The sequence below is a fragment of the Natrinema amylolyticum genome (genome assembly GCF_020515625.1).
In the GTDB taxonomy this organism is placed as follows: domain Archaea; phylum Halobacteriota; class Halobacteria; order Halobacteriales; family Natrialbaceae; genus Natrinema; species Natrinema amylolyticum.
In genome coordinates this window covers 383,003-398,905 of the sequence record NZ_JAIWPJ010000002.1, presented here as the reverse complement: position 1 = coordinate 398,905, position 15,903 = coordinate 383,003, and the positions used below count along the sequence as shown (strand labels likewise).

Genomic DNA, 15,903 nt, shown 5'->3' with positions numbered 1-15,903 from the left:
AATGCTCGGAGATATCGCTACGCTGGTGTTGCAAGGAACGATGATCAGCGCCGTCTACGCCCTGATCGCCATCGGCTTCACCATGATCTTCGGCGTCGGCGGGACCCTGAACCTCGCTCACGGCGCGCTGATCATGTCCGGGGCCTACGTCTTCGGTGTCCTCGCACAGAGTACCCACCCCGTCGTCGCGTTCCCGGTCACCATCGGCGTGGTCGCCCTCTTTTCGTGGGGGCTGTACCAGATACTCGTTCGCTGGGTCGAGGAAAACGTCGTCATCACGTTTCTGGCGACCGTCATCGTCGCGGTCGCGGCGACGGAAGTCATCCTCATCCAGTTCGGAAGCTCGCCGCTGGGCATGACGCTCGTCAGCGGTGCCGTGAACCTCGAGCCCTACGGGATCAACGCGCGGCCGCGTACCGTTCAGTTCCTCGGGTTCGTCATCTCGTGGATCGCGATCGGACTGTTGTGGTACTACATCACGAAGACCGACGACGGGCGGTCGATCCTCGCGGCCTCGATGAGCGAACGCGGGGCGCAGTTGACCGGCGTCGACCTTCACTCGGTCCGATCGAAAACGTGGCTCATCGCCGGGGCGCTCGCCGGAGCCGCCGGTATCATCCTCGGTTCGACGGGCGGAGCCACGCCGCTCATGTGGCTCAACCCGCTCGCGCTGGCGTTCATGATCGTCGTTATCGGCGGTATCGGATCGATCAAGGGGTCCGTAGTCGCAGCGTACGTGATCGGATTCCTCGAACAGTTCACGGTGACGTTCGTCGGGCACGGGTTCAGAGGGATCCTCTCGCTCGTCGTGCTCGTGATATTCCTGCTGTTCATGCCGCAGGGACTCTACGGGAGGGAGTTCGCCCATGATTAGTACGATTCTACTCCTCGGAACGGTGCTCTCGACGGTGACAGGACGGATCGGTAACATCGCCGGGACGGTGCGACGACAGCTCCTGTCGCCGATCGGTCGCGTCCTCGATCGGCTCTTCGCGCCGCTCGACCGGGTACTCGATCCCGGCGCGAGGGGCTACAACCGATTACTGGGGCCGTACTTCGGAGAGATGACGGGACTGCAGTTCGGCGTGATCGCCGTCAGTTTCGTCGCGCTCCTCTCCGCGGGCGTCTGGGCCCCGGTGGTCGGGCCGCTCCTCGGCGGCGGCCTCCTACGGACGCTAGCGCTGGCCAGCATCTGGGCCATCTTCGCGATGAGCTGGGACATCCAGAGCGGATACACCGGCTACATCAGCTTCGGCCACTCCGCGCTGTCGGGCGCGGCCGGGTACGCGACGGCCCTCCTGATCGTGCACGTCGATCCGACGCTGTCGATCTGGGTCACGGGATCGATATCGGTGCTGGCCGCCCTCGCGGTCGGCCTGTTGATCGCACTGCCGACACTCCGACTCGAGGGGCCGTACTTCTCGCTGATCACGTTCGTCGCCGTGCTCCTGTTCTACAGGCTGACGACGGCCTTTAGTTCGCTCGGCGGAATTCCGGGATTCGGCCAGCCGGACGTCTTCACCTGGGATCCAGTGATGCGATACTACTACATGGTGATCCCGATGCTGCTCATCGCGCTCGCGTTGACGTTCATGGCTCGATCGGACCTCGGGATGATCCTGGTCGCGATCCGCGAGAACGAATCGGCGGTGTCCGCCGCCGGGATCAATCCGACGAAGTTCAAGCTCTGGTCGTTCATGCTCAGTTCGGTTCCGATGGGAATCGGTGGCGTGCTCCTGGTCGGCTTTACCGGGAACGTCGATCCGAACACCTTCGTCGTCGTCGACAACAGCATCGAGATGATCGCGATCGCCGTCATCGGCGGCATGAGTTCGATTCTCGGCCCGCTCGGCGGCGCGTTCCTCTTCGAGATTCTCAACCACCAGGTCCTCCACGGCTATTCGACGCCGGTCCGGTATCTCTTCCTGTGGTTGATCGTCTTGCTGGTGCTCGTGTTCGCGCGGGACGGGCTGTTCAGAGCCATCTGGCACCGACTCGGTGCCGTTCGAGGTGAGTCCGAATGAGCGTGCTCGAAGTCGACAGTCTCACGAAGACGTTCGGTGGCCTCGTCGCCGTCGACGACTTCTCGTTCGAAGTCGACGAGGGCGAGATCGTCGGCCTGATCGGCCCGAACGGGTCGGGCAAGTCGACGGTGTTCAACTGCATCATGGGTATCTACGACGTGACCGGCGGCGAAATTCGGTTCAACGGGGACGACATCACGTCGGATTCGACCCACCAGATCGTCAACAAGGGGCTCTCACGGGTCTCACAGGAGTCGAACCCGATCGATCTCTACTCCGTCTCGGGGAACATCAAGCTGTTCACCCTGCCGAACAGTATCCGCTCGCTCCACGGCGGCGCGAGCGACGAGGAGATCTACGAGTACGCCGCTCGCATCGACATCGAGGACAAGCTCGACGAGATGCCGGATGAACTCCCGCACGCGGACGTTCGCCGGCTCGAGATCGCCAAAGCGCTGGCGACCGAGCCCGACATGATGCTGCTCGACGAGCCCTTCGCCGGGATGAATCAGGCCGAAATCACGGATCTGGCCGACCAGATCGAGCGCTTCCGCGAGGAAGGGATGGCGATGGTCGTCGTCGACCACAACATGGGCGGCCTGATGGAACTCGTCGATCGAGTCATCGTCCTCAACAACGGCGACTTCCTCGCGGCGGGAACCCCCGAAGAGATCGCCGACGACGACGCAGTCCAGGAGGCCTACCTCGCTGGGGAGGGAATCGAATGAGTGATCCGATACTCGAGATCGAAGATCTCAACGTCTACTACGGAAAGTCACACGCACTGAAGGGCGTCTCGCTGTCGATCGACGAGGGCGAGATCTACGGCGTCATCGGCCCCAACGGAGCCGGCAAGACGACCATGCTCAACGCCATCGCGGGCTTCGTCGAATACGAGGGAACGATCCGCTACGACGGAGCGGATCTCGCCCGCGTGAACCCGCAACAGATCGTCAGGGACGGCCTGATCTACTGTACCGAGGACCGGGACCTGTTCCCGTACTTCTCGGTCCACGACAACCTGCTCATGGGCGCGCAGTTCCGCGACGACCGCGATGCAGTCCGAGAAGACCTCGAGATGGTCTACGAACTGTTCCCGCGGCTGGACGAACGCCGCGAACAGGAGGCCGAGACCATGAGCGGCGGCGAACAGCAGATGCTCGCCGTCGGGCGGGCACTCATGAGTGATCCGGACGTGCTGATGCTCGACGAGCCGACGCTCGGGCTCGCACCGGTGATCATCCAGGACATCAGCGAAGCACTCGAGCGCCTCTCGGAGCAGGGGCTGACGATCCTGCTCGCCGAGCAGAACTCGACGTTCGCGCTGAACCACGCGGAACGGCTCTCGCTGATCGAGACCGGCGAGATCGAACTGTCGGGGACGCACGACGAGTTCACCGACAACGAGTACGTTCGCGAGGCGTACGTCGGCGTCCACTGAGCGCGGGTCACCGATAGCGCGACACCGATCGCGCGTTTTTTTCGCGGCGCACGCGACGGCGAGTGCATCCTGAAGCGTTAGTCGCTCGACTCGAGGCCGCCCTGGAACGCCGCCACCGCCTCCCGGAAGTCGTCCGGGACGGCGACGGGCGCCTCGGTCTCGAGGTCGACGGCGACGTGGGTAACGGAGCCGTCGGCGAGCAGTTCGCCGTCGCGTTTCCGCCTCGCGCGGTAGTCGGACGTGAAACTCGAGGACCCCATCTCGGCGACGCGCAGTTCGTTGACGATGACGTCCTCGAACTCGGCACCGGCGTGGTAGTTCAGTTCGGCGTTGACGACGTGGGTCTGCCAGCCCCGGTCGTGCATCGTCTCGTACCGGTAGTCGAGATCCCGGAAGAACGCGGAGATCGCCTCGTCCTGAAACGTGAAGTACTCGCCGTAGAAGACGATTCCCTGCTGGTCGGTCTCAGCGAATCGAACGCGGTTCTCGAGGACGGGCTGAAAGGCCGGACGCTCCGAGTCCCGGTCCGGATCGTTCGCGTCAGTGTCTCCCATACCGGCAACGCCCTCGCGACGTGCAAAACCGTATCGGCCACGGCAAGCGGCCGGGTTCGGAGTCCGCTCCCGTCGAGGACACCCGTCGGTGGCGCGGTTCGGCTCCGCTTCGCGGACGAAGATCAGCGCGTCGACGCCCGTGACCACTCGATCTGCAGTCGGCTCTCGGACCGATTCGATGGGCAGCCGGGATATGACACGCATTCGCAAGGACACTCACTATTCCGTCACTCGGCGTCCGTCGCCTGTATGTCAGACGACGGTGACCCAACGTTCGACTTCACGCGAGACCTCTCCCGGCGGAAAGTAATGCGGGCCGGCGGCACGCTGGCCGTGTTCGGGATCGCCGGGACGGCGGAGGGGTTCGACCCCGAGAAATTCGACGTGGCTCCCCTCGAACAGGTCGAGGAAGTCGAGGTCGAGCCGCAGGGGCTCGAGTACTTCACGATTCAGCAAGCGCGGGTGGTCCACGACCTGACGGCGCGGATCTACCCATCCGACGACAACGGGCCGGGTGCGCCGGAGGCCGGCGTGGTCTACTTCATCGACGAGCAGATGAACTCGGCGTGGGGCCGGGGCGAGCGGTGGTACATGGAGGCACCGTTCGCTGGAAAGACCCCGACCGATCCGTTTCAGCAGGAACCGGGCGAGGCCGCGGGCGAGGAGGTCGAGGTGCCGTGGGCCGAGGAAGACCCCGCCGCGACCCAGGGCTGGCAGTACGCGCTCACGCCCAACGAGGCGTACGACCAGGGGATCTACGCCGTCGAGCAGTACGTCGAGTCGGAGTACGACGCCGAGTCGTTCACCGGACTCGACGGGAGCCAGCAGGACGAGGTGGTCGCCGCGCTCGAGGCCGACGAGGTCGATACCTTCGAGGAGACCGATATCGACGCGAGCGGCTTCTTCCTCATGGTCCGGCAGAACACCTTAGAGGGGATGTTCAGCGATCCGATGTACGGCGGCAACCGCGAGATGATCGGCTGGCGGTTGAAGGGGTTCCCCGGAACGCCCGGAGCGCTCGGCAGCTATCGAGGGCTGTTACAGGAGGGCGAGTACATCGAACTCGAGGAGGGCGATTTCCGGAAACTGGCCGACGACGTCGAGTCGCTCGGGATCGACGGCGAGAACGAACAGCCGGCGAACGAACAGAGCGAGGAAGGGCACGCACACGTCCACAACGCGGCCGAGGCGGACTATCCGAACGTCGTCGACGAGCAGGCCGCTCGCGGCGACGCCGACGGTGAGACAGTCCAGACCGATCTCGACGACGAGGCCGCCGACCACGGGGGTGAGCACTGATGGCACAACAGCTCGATCCCGTCGACGTCGTGACCGTCGGCGCGGGCTGGACCGGCGGCATCATCGCCAAGGAACTCACTCAGGAGGACTATCAGGTAGTGAGCCTGGAGCGAGGGGGCGAGCGCGAGACTGAGAACTTCTTTACGGTCCACGACGAGCTGGGCTATGCCCTGCGGTACAAGCTGATGCAGGACCTCTCGAAGGAGACGATCACCTTCCGGAACGCGGTCGACGATACCGCCCTGCCGATGCGTCGCTACGGCGCGTTCCTACCCGGCTCCGGCGAGGGCGGCGCGGGCGTCCACTGGAACGGCCAGACGTGGCGGTTCCTCCCCTACGATTTCGAGATTCGGTCGCGGACGGTCGACGAGTACGGCGAGGAGAAGATCCCCGAGAACATGCAGCTCCAGGACTGGGGGATCAGCTACGACGAACTCGAGCCATACTACGACGCGTTCGAGTACACCGCCGGTATCGCGGGCCAGGCGGGGAACATCGAGGGCGAGATCCAGGACCTGGGCAACCCCTACGAGGGGCCCCGGTCGCGGGAGTATCCGCTCCCACCGATGATGGAGACGCCGGTCCTCGAGCGATTCAAGGAAACGACCGCCGAGCTGGGCTACGAACCGTTTCAGGCTCCCTCGGCCAACCTCACGGAGCAGTACACGAACCCCGACGGCGTCCAGCAGGGCCAGTGTCAGTACTGTGGCTACTGCGAGCGATTCGGCTGCGAGTGGGGCGCGAAGGCCTCGCCGATCACCACCGTCCTCCCCGCCGCCCGAGAGACGGGCAACTTCGAACTGCGGACGCACGCCGACGTGGTCGAACTGCTGTACAACGAGGACGAGCAACGGGTCGAGGGCGTCCGGTACGTCGACCGGAAGACCGACGAGGTGTACGAGCAGCCGGCCGACGTCGTCGCGCTGACCGCCTACGTGCTGAACAACGTCCGGCTCCTGTTGCTGTCGGACATCGGCGAGCCGTACGACCCCGAGACGGGCGAGGGCACCGTCGGGAAGAACTACTGCTACCAGAACTTCCAGGCCAGCGCCCGCGGCTTCTTCGACGACGAGGAGTGGAACCTCTACATGGGTGCCGGCGCGCTCGGCGCGTCGATCGACGACTTCAACGGCGACAACTTCGATCACTCCGGGTTGGACTTCCTCCACGGCGGCAACGTCGCCCTGAACCAGACCGGCGACCGGCCGATCGCCAACAACCCGGTCCCCGAGGATACCCCCTCGTGGGGCTCCGAGTTCAAGGCCGAGAGCATCGACAACTACCACAGTTCGGTCTCGATCGCCGCCCAGGGTGCTGTGCTTCCGTTCCGAGAGAACTATCTCGACCTCGACCCCAACTACACTGATCAGTACGGCCGGCCGCTGCTCCGGATGACCTTCGACTGGCGCGAGCAGGACCGACAGATGGTCGAGTACATCGGCCCCTACCTCGAGGAGATCATGGAGGAGATGGGCGCCGACAGGGTCGAAGCCAGCACGAGTCTCGAGGGCAGCTTCGACATCACGCCCTATCAGTCGACACACAACACCGGCGGCGCGATCATGGGTTCGGATCCCGAGGAGTCCGTGGTGAACAACTACCTGCAGAACTGGGACGCGCACAACCTCTTCGTCCCCGGGGCGTCGGCGTTCGCTCACAACAGCGGCTACAACCCGACGGGAACGGTCGGTGCGCTCGCCTTCCGCGCGGCGGAGGGCATTCAGGAGTACCTCGACAGTCCCGACCTACTCGTGAGCCCGTAGCCGGTCTCGGCTCCGGCTTCGGTCCCGCTGGTTCGCGACTCGAGTCCGAGTCCCGGACCGGTCACTCGGCGTAGTGCGGGTCCCGGTGCCGAAGCGTATCGAGCAGCATCCGCTCGAACCGGTCGCCGTCGACGGACTCGACGACGCGCGTTCGCGGCTCGCCCTCGGTCACGCCGAGTTCGTCGACCAGACTGTATCCGCGAGTGAGCCCCTCGCGGTCGTCGACCTCGACGTAGTACCTGCCGGCCGCGTCGATCAGCTCCGGCTCGAGCAGCGTCGCGACGGTCATCGAGTCCGGCTGGGTCGTGACGTCCGCCCCGAGGGCGTCGTGGTCGGACTGGGCGTTGAACGCTCGGACCGCTTCCGTGACCGTCTCGAAGAAGTCCGCCAGCGGCGTGTCGATCGCCTCGATGTCCGCGAAGACGTCGGCGTCGAACACCGAATCGCGCACCGTCACGCCCCAGTCGACGAGCGTCGCCTCGACGGCACCCGTCACCGCTCGAGCGGCGTCGGGGTCGACCCAGAAGTTGTACTCCGCCGCGGGGGTGACGTTGCCGAGCGCGTTGGCGGCACCGCCCATGATCCACACGTCCTCGAGCAACTCGGGGAGGTCGGGCTCGCGCTGGAGCGCCAAGGCGACGTTCGTCAGCGGCGCGATACAGACCAGCGTGATCTCGCCCGGGTTCTCCCGGGCCGAGCGGACGATGTAATCGACCGCGTGCTCGTCGGCCGACGGGATCCCCGTGTTGGGAAAGAGATTTCCGCCCAGTCCGCCCTCGCCGTGGATGTACTCCGCGAACTCGTGGTCCTTGAGCAGCGGTGACCGCGCCCCCTCGTAGACCGGCACGTCGTCGGCGACGTCGGCGAGGTCGAGGGTGTACTTGGCGTTCTCGACCTGATACTCGAACGGGACGTTGCCGGCGCAGATCGTGACGCCCTCGAGCGAGACGCGATCGGAGAGCGCCGCCAGCAGGAGCGCCTGCGTGTCGTCCCCGGCAGTGTCCGTGTCGACGATCACTCGCCGGGAGTCCGCGCCGCTCATGCGCTCACAGTTCCCGGATCGCGTTCGGAGACGGGTGATCGGGCGGTCGGCGTCGCGCTCATCACTTCCCCATTAGTACCCGGAGCGCGATTCCGATGAGAATGATGACGACGCCCCCGAGCGCGCTCGCGATCGGCGGAATCGGGAAGAGCAGTATCAGGACGCCGGCGAGGATCACGATCGTCGAGAGTTTGGCCATATCTCTTGGACGACGCGACGACGGATAGAACGACGGCACGCATTCACAACGGGCCGCTCGGAGACGGTTCCCCCGTTCCGGAGTGAGACCCGAGGAGCGTCGTCCTCGAGCGAGGACCCCGCCGCCCTCGACGCGGCCTGCATTGTTGGGTCGACCATTTTATTCGCCGCCGGACGGACGTTCCTCCGTATGCGTTCGACTCCGCAGGTCGTCGTCGCCGGTGGCGGACTCGCCGGACTGGTCGCCGCGCGGCACCTCGCCGCCGGCGGCGTGGACGTAGCGCTGGTAGAACGCCGAGAGACGGTCGGGGGCCGCGTCCGAACCCTCGAGCGTGACGGCTATCGCTTCGATCGCGGCTTTCAGGTCCTCTTCACCGCCTATCCGGCGGTGCGGAAAGAACTCGATCTCGAGTCGCTCGATTGCCGCCGGTTCGCGCCGGGCGCCACCGTCGCCGGACCGAACGGTCGGTCGACGCTGGCGGACCCGCTCCGAGAACCGGGAACCGTCTCGTCGACGCTGTCCAGTCCGTACGTCTCCGTCGGCGACGCGATTCGAGTCGCTCGGCTCTGGTGGGACCTCCGGCGAACCGAGCCGGACGAAATATTCGCCGGCAGCGACGAACGGATCGACGAGTTCCTCCGCGATCGGGGGTTCTCCGAGGCGTTCGTCGAGGGCTTCGTCGCACCGTTCTACGGGGGTATCACGCTCGACCGGTCGCTCTCGACCTCCCGGCACGTCTTCGAGTACACCTTCCGGACGCTCGCGGCGGGCGAGACGGTGGTCCCGGCGGCCGGCATGGAAGCGATCCCATCCCAGCTCGCCGCCCGCGTTCGCGAGGCCGGCGGGACGATCAGAACGGGCGTCGAGGTCGAGTCAGTCGCGACGAACGGCGGCGGCTCGAGCAGTGACGACCGCGCCGACGGCCGAGTCACGGTCGAGACCGACGGCGGAACCGTCGACGCCGACGCGGTCGTCGTCGCGACCGATCCGCCGACCGCTCGCGACCTCACCGACGTCGCTTCGATCCCGACCGACGGACGGGGCTGTGTCACCCAGTACTACGCGCTGCCGGCCGACACCGACCTCGAGACCGGACGCCGACTCCTGTTGAACGCGACCGATCGCGGGCCGAACCACGTCGTCCCGCACAGTGCGGTCGCGCCCGAATACGCCCCAGACGGGACGACGCTGATCAGCGCGACCTACCTCGACGAACAGTGCGAGGACCGCGCACTCTCGACGCGGAGCGACGCCGATCGCGGCGCGGACGAGCGCGACGCGGATCTCGCCGACCGGACGCGACGAGCCCTCGAGTCGTGGTACCCCGAGCAGGCGTTCGACGGCCTCGCGACGCTCCACACCGAGCGCGTCCCGTTCGCGCAGTTCGACCAGCCGCCGGGGATTCACGACCGCCTCCCCGACGCTCGCGCGCCCGCAGGAGCCGTCTATCTGGCCGGCGACTACACGCAGTGGTCGTCGATCCAAGGCGCGATGGAGAGCGGCCGGCGGGCGGCCAAAGTCGTGATCGACGACCTGTCGCGGTGACCGCACTCGAGTCGGCAGGCGCTGTGATCGCGGCATCCCGTCGCCGCCTCCGCGGTCGCTACGTTCTCCGTCCGATGACAGTCCTCGAGTAGCGGGAAAATACTAACTTCCGCTCGTCTCGTCACCTCGAGACACGGACGGAATCGCTATGGCCATGGACGAATTCCTCGAAGGGACGGCGTTGACCGGGCGACAAGCGGCGATCATTTTCTTCGCCTTCCTCGTTTTGATCATTACCGCGGCGGTCTTACTGATCACGTTCAGCGACTTCTTCAGAAACCTGGTGGCGTCCACCGACGCGACCGGCGTTCGGACCGGCGCGCTGTGGCTCGTCACCGTCCCGTCGGCCAGTGGAGTCAAGCGTCGCTGACGTCGACCGTCGTCCACCCGAACGAGGAGTGGGCCGTCGACAGTCACAGCAACCGCCGTAGCTCCCCCAACGGCGGGAACCACAGGACCTCGCCGCTCGAGTCGTCCCTGACCGCGGGGTGAAACGCGTCGGCGGTTCGGACCAGCGGCGTCTGGAAGTCGCGACCGGCCATCCCGTTGACCGTCGACCCGGCGGCGAGCCGGGTAAACGCCGGGAGGACGAGCACGTCCGCGCCGTCGTAGCACGCCGGCCCGTAGAGGAAACACGGCAGTTTACGACCCTCGATCGACAGCGCCGGATGGTCGTGGCCGACGACGTAGCGCTCGGCCGCCGCCTCGGGGCGCTCGTGGCCGTGACAGACCACCGTCTCGCCGTCGTCCAACCGGTACTCCCCGACGGTCGCGCCTGAAAACACGTTCTCGAGCATCGTATCGTGGTTGCCGGGCGTGACGATCAGGTCGGCACCCGCCGCGTCGACGGTCTCGACGAACCGCTCGAGATCGCGCTCGACCCCCCGCGGAACCCGCGAAAACGAGTGCAGCAGGTCCCCGGCGACGACGACCGTGGTCGGCTCGGCGTCCGCGAGGAGCCCCCGAAGCCGCTCGACGGCGTCGCTCCCGTCGTCGATCGGTGCCTCGACGCTCGAGGCGGCCGCCTTGCCGAGGTGAATATCGGCGAGGACGAGCGTCTCGGCGGCGGGGAAGAGGACGGCGCGGTCGCGGATCGAGAACGGAACGTCGACGGCAGTGTCGTCAGTCATCGTCGGTTTCGGGATCAGACGCGACGTCGGAGTCGACCGTCGCGCCGGAATCGGGCGACCGCGTCGACTCTGACCGCGCCGGGTCCGTCCCGCCGTCGGTACGCATCCCCTCGCCGAGCGCTGCCTCGAGGTCGTACTCGGAGCCGGTCAGAATGAAGAGGACGTCCTCGAGGGGCTCGAGGACTTCCGGGAGGACGCGAACGACGAGGTAGGTGATGCCCAGCAGGGCGACGATAGAGAGGGTCTGCGCAATGAAGTTGTGCGCGACGATGTAGGAGGTCCGGCTCGCGGGGGCGCCCATCAGGTCGCTCGCGATGTAGACGAACACGTCCTGCTGGAACCAGCCCCACGGTGAGGCCAGCCCGATGAAAACGTTTCGAGAGAGGTTGAGAAACCAGATGACGCCGATCGCGCTCACGAAGGCGATCGCTTTCCGCTCGAGCGGTGCCTCGACTGCAGCGATGAGACCGCCGAAGATGGCCATGCTGCCGATACCGGTACAGGCCATGATGATGTAAGTCGTCCGTCCGGTCACCGTCTCCTCGGGATCGAAGTCGAACTTGCTCAGGTAGCCCTCCGCTCCTTCGGTCAGTCCGGGGCTGTGTCCTAACAGCTCCATCCCGAAGTGAGTCTGTGCCGCGGTCGTTTCGATCAACCACGTCCGAACGACCGGGATCGTCTCGGCGGGCAGATAGATGAGCCCCATGAACGCGACGGCTTTCGAGAGCAGGAGCAGCGACTCCCGGCCCTGAACGAGGAGGTAGCCGGTGTAGAGACACAGGGGCAGTGCAGCGAGCGCCAGTAACGTCTCCAGCGGACTCTGAAGTTGGCCGTAGTAGTACGGCACCAGCATGACCCAGTAGACGCCGAAGACGGCCCAGGCCGCTGCGGCGACGTATCGGGCCGGATCGACGGCACCGGCCCACTGGAGCGCCATCGCCGCGACGAAGGTTCCGATCGCGATCCAGGCGATCCAGTCGGACAGTCCGAGCGAATCCAGGACTGCCGGGGTGATCGACATCGTCCCCGTCGCCGCGAGATCGACGCCCGTCGCGGCCGCGGCGGTCGTCGCTTGGAGGGCCGACATACTCACGTGATCCGACGGACTCTCCCGCTATCAACTTGACGCCTCGGAGCGCTCGGTCGCCGCCGGGGCCCGCGACGGATCACCGTCGACCGCGTACCTTTTTTCTCCGCTCGCGAAAACCTAGCTATATGGTCGACGTCCTCGACAACAAGCGGGCCGCGACGCGGTTCCGGATCCTCGTCCAGATCGCCGAGCGCCAGCCCGCAGTCAGCCAGGGGGAGATCGCCGGGGAGGTCGGCGTGACGAGCCAGGCCGTCAGCGAGTACATCCGCGAACTCGTCGACGACGGCCTCGTCGAGAAGGAAGGCCGATCGCGCTATCGCGTCACCCGCGAGGGCGTCGACTGGCTCTTCCGGGCGGCCGACGACGTCCGCCGGTTCGCCGACCACGTCACCGGCGACGTGCTCGGTGCGATGAGCGAGGACGCCTACATCGCGACCGAGGACATCGAGGAAGGTGAGACCGTCTCGCTGACGGTCAGAGACGGCCTCCTCCACGCCACGCCGGGCAGCGACGGTCCCGCGACCGGCATCGCGACGACCGACGCCGAGGCCGGGACCGACGTCGGCGTCACCAGTTTCGAGGGCGTCATGGAACTCGATCCCGGCTCCGTCACCGTCCTGCAGGTCCCCTCGATCCGCACCGGCGGGAGCCGCGCAATCGACGATGAAACCGTCACCGAAGCCTGCGCCGACGCCGACATCGTGGTCGCCGCCGGCGTCGAGGCCGTCGTCGCCTGTCGGCAGGCGGACACCGATCCCGACGTCACCTTCGCCGTCGGCGACGTCGCGGCCGACGCCGCGAATCACGGCCTCGAGGTCACCGCCGTCGCCACGACCGACGCCGTCGGCCGAGTCACCGACGCGCTCCGGGACGCCGACGTCTCCTACGAAGTGCTCGAGGGCTGATTCGATCGGCCGCGAACGGCCGTTCGCCCGATGAAACACACGATACGAGAACAGCGACCGCTATTGTGGTCAGGGATCCGAAAATCACCGCCGACTCGAACGCCCGACACCGACCGTCGGTACCGCTATCAGCCGATATACCGCAGATCGTCGTCCGTCGGCACGTCCATCTGCTGTTGTTGCTCCATCTCCTGGATCTTGCCGATGACCTCCTCCATCTCGTCGGCCCGCTCGTCCAGAGACTCGTACTCAACCTCGAAGCCGAGCACGTCCTCGAGCACCTCGAGCACCGCGCGGGCGCTCTTGGGGTCCACGAGATAGCCGCTGGTCTCGCCCATCAGGCAAGTCGCCTCGAAGCCGCGGCGATCGCCGAGTCCGAGCAGGAGACCCGAGACGCCGACGATACCGCCGGCAGGCTCGTCTTCGCGGAACTCGACGCCCGCGTCCTCGAGTTCCTCGAGCATCGATTCGTCGCTGACGGCTCCGACGACGGCGTACTCCTCGATGAGTTCGCCGGTCGGGACGCCGCCGAGCGCGTACACCTCGGTCGCGCCGAACTCCTCGGCGATATCGAGGAACGCGTCGGTCAGCGTGTAGTGACCCGCGTTGCTCTGGGCCTGATGATCACCGGTCAGGAGGAGGAGATCGCGGCCCTCGGGAACGTCGACGGCGTAGATCTCCGCACAGGTCAGCTCCGAGACGCCGTCCTCGACGCTCACCTGCGGCGGGAACTCCCGAGAATAGATCCGTCGGACGAGCGTGCTCTCGCCCTCGAGTTCCTCGAGTAAGTGCTCGACCGCGAGGGTGCCGACGTGCCCGACGCCCGGCAACCCCTCGACGAGGACGGGGTCGTCCAGTTCGACCTCGGCGACTGCGTCGATCTCGAGTTCGTCCATACCGTATCAGCGGCGGCGACGTTTAAGAGCGCGTCGGTACTCCCCGTATGGATCGTTCGGATCGAACGGTGCCGGAGCGCTGTTTTCGGCCGTGGCTCCGCAGTCGGGACAGGTGTCAGAAAGGGTGTACACCGGGCTGTCGTGGGCCTCGCGCCACGCCGAACACACCCGGATATCCGATTTCATTACTCGTCGTCGGTGCGGCGCTCGCGGTGGTATTCGCCCGTGCCACCGTGGCCTTCGATCGCGCTGACCGCTCGCTGTGCGCTCTCCTCGAGGTTGGATTCGGCGGTCTTGTAGTTGGGCGCTCGAACTTTGATTCGGTACTCGGGTGCGCCGACGTAGCTCACTTCGAGATCGACTTCGTCGGGCACCTCGCCGTTCCCTTCGGCCGCCTCGAGAGCCTCACGGATGCCGTCGACGCCGGTCTCGGTCGGATTCTCGAGGTCGACGTAGCCGGTGACGTTGACGTACGGCACCGAGACGTTCTCGCGGGCCGTATCGACGATCGATTCGATCTCGTCGTCGTCGAGGTCGGTGTCTTCGAGGGCCTCTTCGCCGTGGATCGCGGCCTGCTTGAATCCCTCGTAGAGACCGCCGTGGATGGCGATCAGCTCGTTGGCGATAGCGGTGTAGTCCTCGTCAGCGATCTCCTCGCCGAAGGCCAGTTCCATCCAGTTGTCGGCCTTCTGCTCGTTTTTCCACTCCTGAATCTTGTCGGAGCGCTGGTGGTCGTTGACGTCCTTCAAGGAGAGGTCGATCTGCTGGGACCCCTCGTCGACGTCCAAGACCTTGCAGACGACGATCTGGCCCTCGCGGACGTGATCGCGGACGTTCTTGATCCAGCCGCTCGCGACTTCGGAGATGTGGATCAGACCGCGCTTGTCCTCGTACTCCTCGAGATCGACGAAGACACCGAAGTCCTCGATTTCGTCGATCTTGCCGACGACGAGTTCGCCGGGATCGGGCCAGCCGCTGTACTTCATCGTGACTCGACTGTCTCGACGATCTCGTGTTCGATCTCGGCTTTGCCGCCGGTCGGTCGCACGAGCGTCGTGCCACAGACGGCACAGGCGACCTCCGAGGAGGCCTTGCCGAAGACGGTCTGTTCGTTCTCGCAGTCACTGCATCGAACGCTGTAGAATTTTCCTGCCATTGGTATCACTCCTGGAACTCAAGTCGGCCGGTACGCCATCCCTCGCGGAGGTGGGCCTTGCCGCATTCGCCGCAGCGGTACTTGAGGTCGGTCTTCTTGGTAGGCTTCTCGCCGACGGGCACCTTCGAGAAGCGACCGGAGTTACCGATGCTCGAGGTGCTCCGTCGGGTGCGGCGAGCGTCCCACTTCAGACCAGAGGAGCGGCCCGTTCGGGCCTTTTCGACTTCGTGTTCGTGATGTTCGTTGCAGTGCGGACAGTACGTATTGAATCGGCGTGGCATCTGCATAGTTATCTCACTTGCCGTGGGCTAAGATAGCGCCGTTTATAACCCGTTTGGTTCGTCGTCGCTCGTCGTCGCCGGCCGTCGTTTCGACCTCGGTCGGACGCACTCCCAGGTCCGAAGCGTTTAATCCGCTCTCCCGTGAATTCCCGGCCATGAAGCAGCTCATCATCCACGGGGATCCCGGGATCCGTAACGGAGCCATCGTTCGGTACGAGGGAGACGACGGGGAATCCGAGGTGGTCTGTTTCGGGATCAATCGAAACGGCGAGTACCACGGTCCCGACCGGGTCCAGCTCTGGTGTACCGTCGGCAGCGAAGACGAGTTCGAGGACTACGAGAAGCGAAACTTCACGCCGCACTTCCTCGACGTCGACCGCGTCGACGCCGACGACGTCGAAGTCGTTCGAGCGAAGAGCGATCTCGCGGTCTGACCGCGTCGGTCCGCTCGGTCGTCGGCCCGCTTCTCACCTCGGCTCCGAATGTTTTTCTTTCTCGCAGATCGCATACGGGCAAACGAGCACCGCGAGCGAGTGTCCCGGTCCGCGAATCCGATCGGATCGAGACGATCGCTCGGC

Annotated in this window: 20 protein-coding genes; 10 read left to right on the top strand and 10 right to left on the bottom strand. The window is 65.7% G+C overall.

What is annotated here, in order from left to right:
* Position 1: 1 nt before the first annotated feature.
* The 4 genes from LDH66_RS12270 to LDH66_RS12255 are packed head-to-tail and all read left to right on the top strand — an operon-like array spanning position 2 to position 3,465.
* Positions 2 to 874 (top strand): branched-chain amino acid ABC transporter permease, encoded by an 873-nt coding sequence (locus LDH66_RS12270; protein WP_226481362.1) that lies wholly within the window; start codon positions 2 to 4, stop codon positions 872 to 874.
* A complete protein-coding gene (locus LDH66_RS12265) occupies positions 867 to 2,024 on the top strand; it encodes a branched-chain amino acid ABC transporter permease (protein ID WP_226481361.1) in 1,158 nt (385 codons plus the stop codon). The genes LDH66_RS12270 and LDH66_RS12265 overlap by 8 nt, the downstream gene beginning before the upstream one ends.
* Entirely contained in the window at positions 2,021 to 2,752 is a 732-nt protein-coding gene (locus LDH66_RS12260) for an ABC transporter ATP-binding protein (protein WP_226481360.1), read from the top strand. Before LDH66_RS12265 ends, LDH66_RS12260 begins: the two co-directional genes overlap by 4 nt.
* Positions 2,749 to 3,465, top strand: coding sequence for an ABC transporter ATP-binding protein (locus LDH66_RS12255; RefSeq protein WP_226481359.1), 717 nt, complete (start codon positions 2,749 to 2,751; stop codon positions 3,463 to 3,465). The genes LDH66_RS12260 and LDH66_RS12255 overlap by 4 nt, the downstream gene beginning before the upstream one ends.
* A gap of 77 nt (positions 3,466 to 3,542) precedes the next feature.
* Here LDH66_RS12255 and LDH66_RS12250 read toward each other — a convergent pair whose 3' ends face one another.
* Positions 3,543 to 4,019, bottom strand: coding sequence for an acyl-CoA thioesterase (locus tag LDH66_RS12250; RefSeq protein ID WP_226481358.1), 477 nt, complete (start codon positions 4,017 to 4,019; stop codon positions 3,543 to 3,545).
* Between the two features lie 249 nt (positions 4,020 to 4,268).
* Between LDH66_RS12250 and LDH66_RS12245 the strand changes: the two genes are divergently transcribed.
* Both LDH66_RS12245 and LDH66_RS12240 read left to right on the top strand, forming a co-directional pair.
* A complete protein-coding gene (locus LDH66_RS12245; RefSeq protein ID WP_226481357.1) occupies positions 4,269 to 5,318 on the top strand; it encodes a gluconate 2-dehydrogenase subunit 3 family protein in 1,050 nt (349 codons plus the stop codon).
* Positions 5,318 to 7,081: a GMC family oxidoreductase gene (locus tag LDH66_RS12240; protein ID WP_226481356.1), complete on the top strand. Its 1,764-nt coding sequence runs from the start codon at positions 5,318 to 5,320 to the stop codon at positions 7,079 to 7,081. The genes LDH66_RS12245 and LDH66_RS12240 overlap by 1 nt, the downstream gene beginning before the upstream one ends.
* Before the next feature lie 61 nt (positions 7,082 to 7,142).
* Here the strand turns inward: LDH66_RS12240 and LDH66_RS12235 are convergent, their stop codons facing one another.
* Entirely contained in the window at positions 7,143 to 8,123 is a 981-nt protein-coding gene (locus tag LDH66_RS12235; protein ID WP_226481355.1) for a nucleoside hydrolase, read from the bottom strand.
* A 61-nt stretch (positions 8,124 to 8,184) separates the two neighbouring features.
* Positions 8,185 to 8,322, bottom strand: coding sequence for a transporter (locus LDH66_RS12230; protein WP_226481354.1), 138 nt, complete (start codon positions 8,320 to 8,322; stop codon positions 8,185 to 8,187).
* Positions 8,323 to 8,511: 189 nt separating this feature from the next.
* On the opposite strand from LDH66_RS12230, the gene LDH66_RS12225 reads away from it, so the two are divergent.
* Both LDH66_RS12225 and LDH66_RS12220 read left to right on the top strand, forming a co-directional pair.
* The gene (locus tag LDH66_RS12225) at positions 8,512 to 9,867 is read left to right on the top strand and encodes an NAD(P)/FAD-dependent oxidoreductase (RefSeq protein WP_226481353.1); all 1,356 of its coding nucleotides are present in this window, start codon (positions 8,512 to 8,514) and stop codon (positions 9,865 to 9,867) included.
* 148 nt (positions 9,868 to 10,015) lie between these two features.
* The gene (locus LDH66_RS12220) at positions 10,016 to 10,237 is read left to right on the top strand and encodes a hypothetical protein (protein WP_226481352.1); all 222 of its coding nucleotides are present in this window, start codon (positions 10,016 to 10,018) and stop codon (positions 10,235 to 10,237) included.
* A gap of 43 nt (positions 10,238 to 10,280) precedes the next feature.
* Here the strand turns inward: LDH66_RS12220 and LDH66_RS12215 are convergent, their stop codons facing one another.
* Together LDH66_RS12215 and artA are read right to left on the bottom strand one after the other, a co-directional pair.
* On the bottom strand, positions 10,281 to 10,997 hold the full coding sequence (locus tag LDH66_RS12215; RefSeq protein WP_226481351.1) for a metallophosphoesterase: 717 nt from the start codon (positions 10,995 to 10,997) through the stop codon (positions 10,281 to 10,283).
* Positions 10,990 to 12,084, bottom strand: a complete 1,095-nt coding sequence (artA, locus tag LDH66_RS12210) for an archaeosortase A (RefSeq protein WP_226481350.1) — start codon at positions 12,082 to 12,084, stop codon at positions 10,990 to 10,992. Before artA ends, LDH66_RS12215 begins: the two co-directional genes overlap by 8 nt.
* 128 nt (positions 12,085 to 12,212) lie before the next feature.
* Here artA and LDH66_RS12205 point away from each other — a divergent pair, with 128 nt between their 5' ends.
* Positions 12,213 to 12,992: a DUF7839 domain-containing protein gene (locus LDH66_RS12205; RefSeq protein WP_226481349.1), complete on the top strand. Its 780-nt coding sequence runs from the start codon at positions 12,213 to 12,215 to the stop codon at positions 12,990 to 12,992.
* A 128-nt stretch (positions 12,993 to 13,120) separates the two neighbouring features.
* Here the strand turns inward: LDH66_RS12205 and LDH66_RS12200 are convergent, their stop codons facing one another.
* From LDH66_RS12200 to LDH66_RS12180, 5 genes are read right to left on the bottom strand one after another with little or no spacing between them, the layout of a single operon-like run.
* Entirely contained in the window at positions 13,121 to 13,888 is a 768-nt protein-coding gene (locus LDH66_RS12200; protein ID WP_226481348.1) for a proteasome assembly chaperone family protein, read from the bottom strand.
* A gap of 6 nt (positions 13,889 to 13,894) precedes the next feature.
* Complete coding sequence (locus LDH66_RS12195) at positions 13,895 to 14,074, bottom strand: RNA-protein complex protein Nop10 (RefSeq protein ID WP_226481347.1); 180 nt, start codon at positions 14,072 to 14,074, stop codon at positions 13,895 to 13,897.
* Complete coding sequence (locus LDH66_RS12190) at positions 14,074 to 14,874, bottom strand: translation initiation factor IF-2 subunit alpha (RefSeq protein ID WP_226481346.1); 801 nt, start codon at positions 14,872 to 14,874, stop codon at positions 14,074 to 14,076. The genes LDH66_RS12195 and LDH66_RS12190 overlap by 1 nt, the downstream gene beginning before the upstream one ends.
* Positions 14,871 to 15,044, bottom strand: a complete 174-nt coding sequence (locus tag LDH66_RS12185) for a 30S ribosomal protein S27e (RefSeq protein WP_226481345.1) — start codon at positions 15,042 to 15,044, stop codon at positions 14,871 to 14,873. The genes LDH66_RS12190 and LDH66_RS12185 overlap by 4 nt, the downstream gene beginning before the upstream one ends.
* Positions 15,045 to 15,049: 5 nt before the next feature.
* Positions 15,050 to 15,331, bottom strand: coding sequence for a 50S ribosomal protein L44e (locus tag LDH66_RS12180; RefSeq protein ID WP_006186272.1), 282 nt, complete (start codon positions 15,329 to 15,331; stop codon positions 15,050 to 15,052).
* Between the two features lie 149 nt (positions 15,332 to 15,480).
* Between LDH66_RS12180 and LDH66_RS12175 the strand changes: the two genes are divergently transcribed.
* Complete coding sequence (locus LDH66_RS12175; RefSeq protein ID WP_226481344.1) at positions 15,481 to 15,759, top strand: HAH_0734 family protein; 279 nt, start codon at positions 15,481 to 15,483, stop codon at positions 15,757 to 15,759.
* The last annotated feature ends 144 nt before the right edge of the window (positions 15,760 to 15,903 follow it).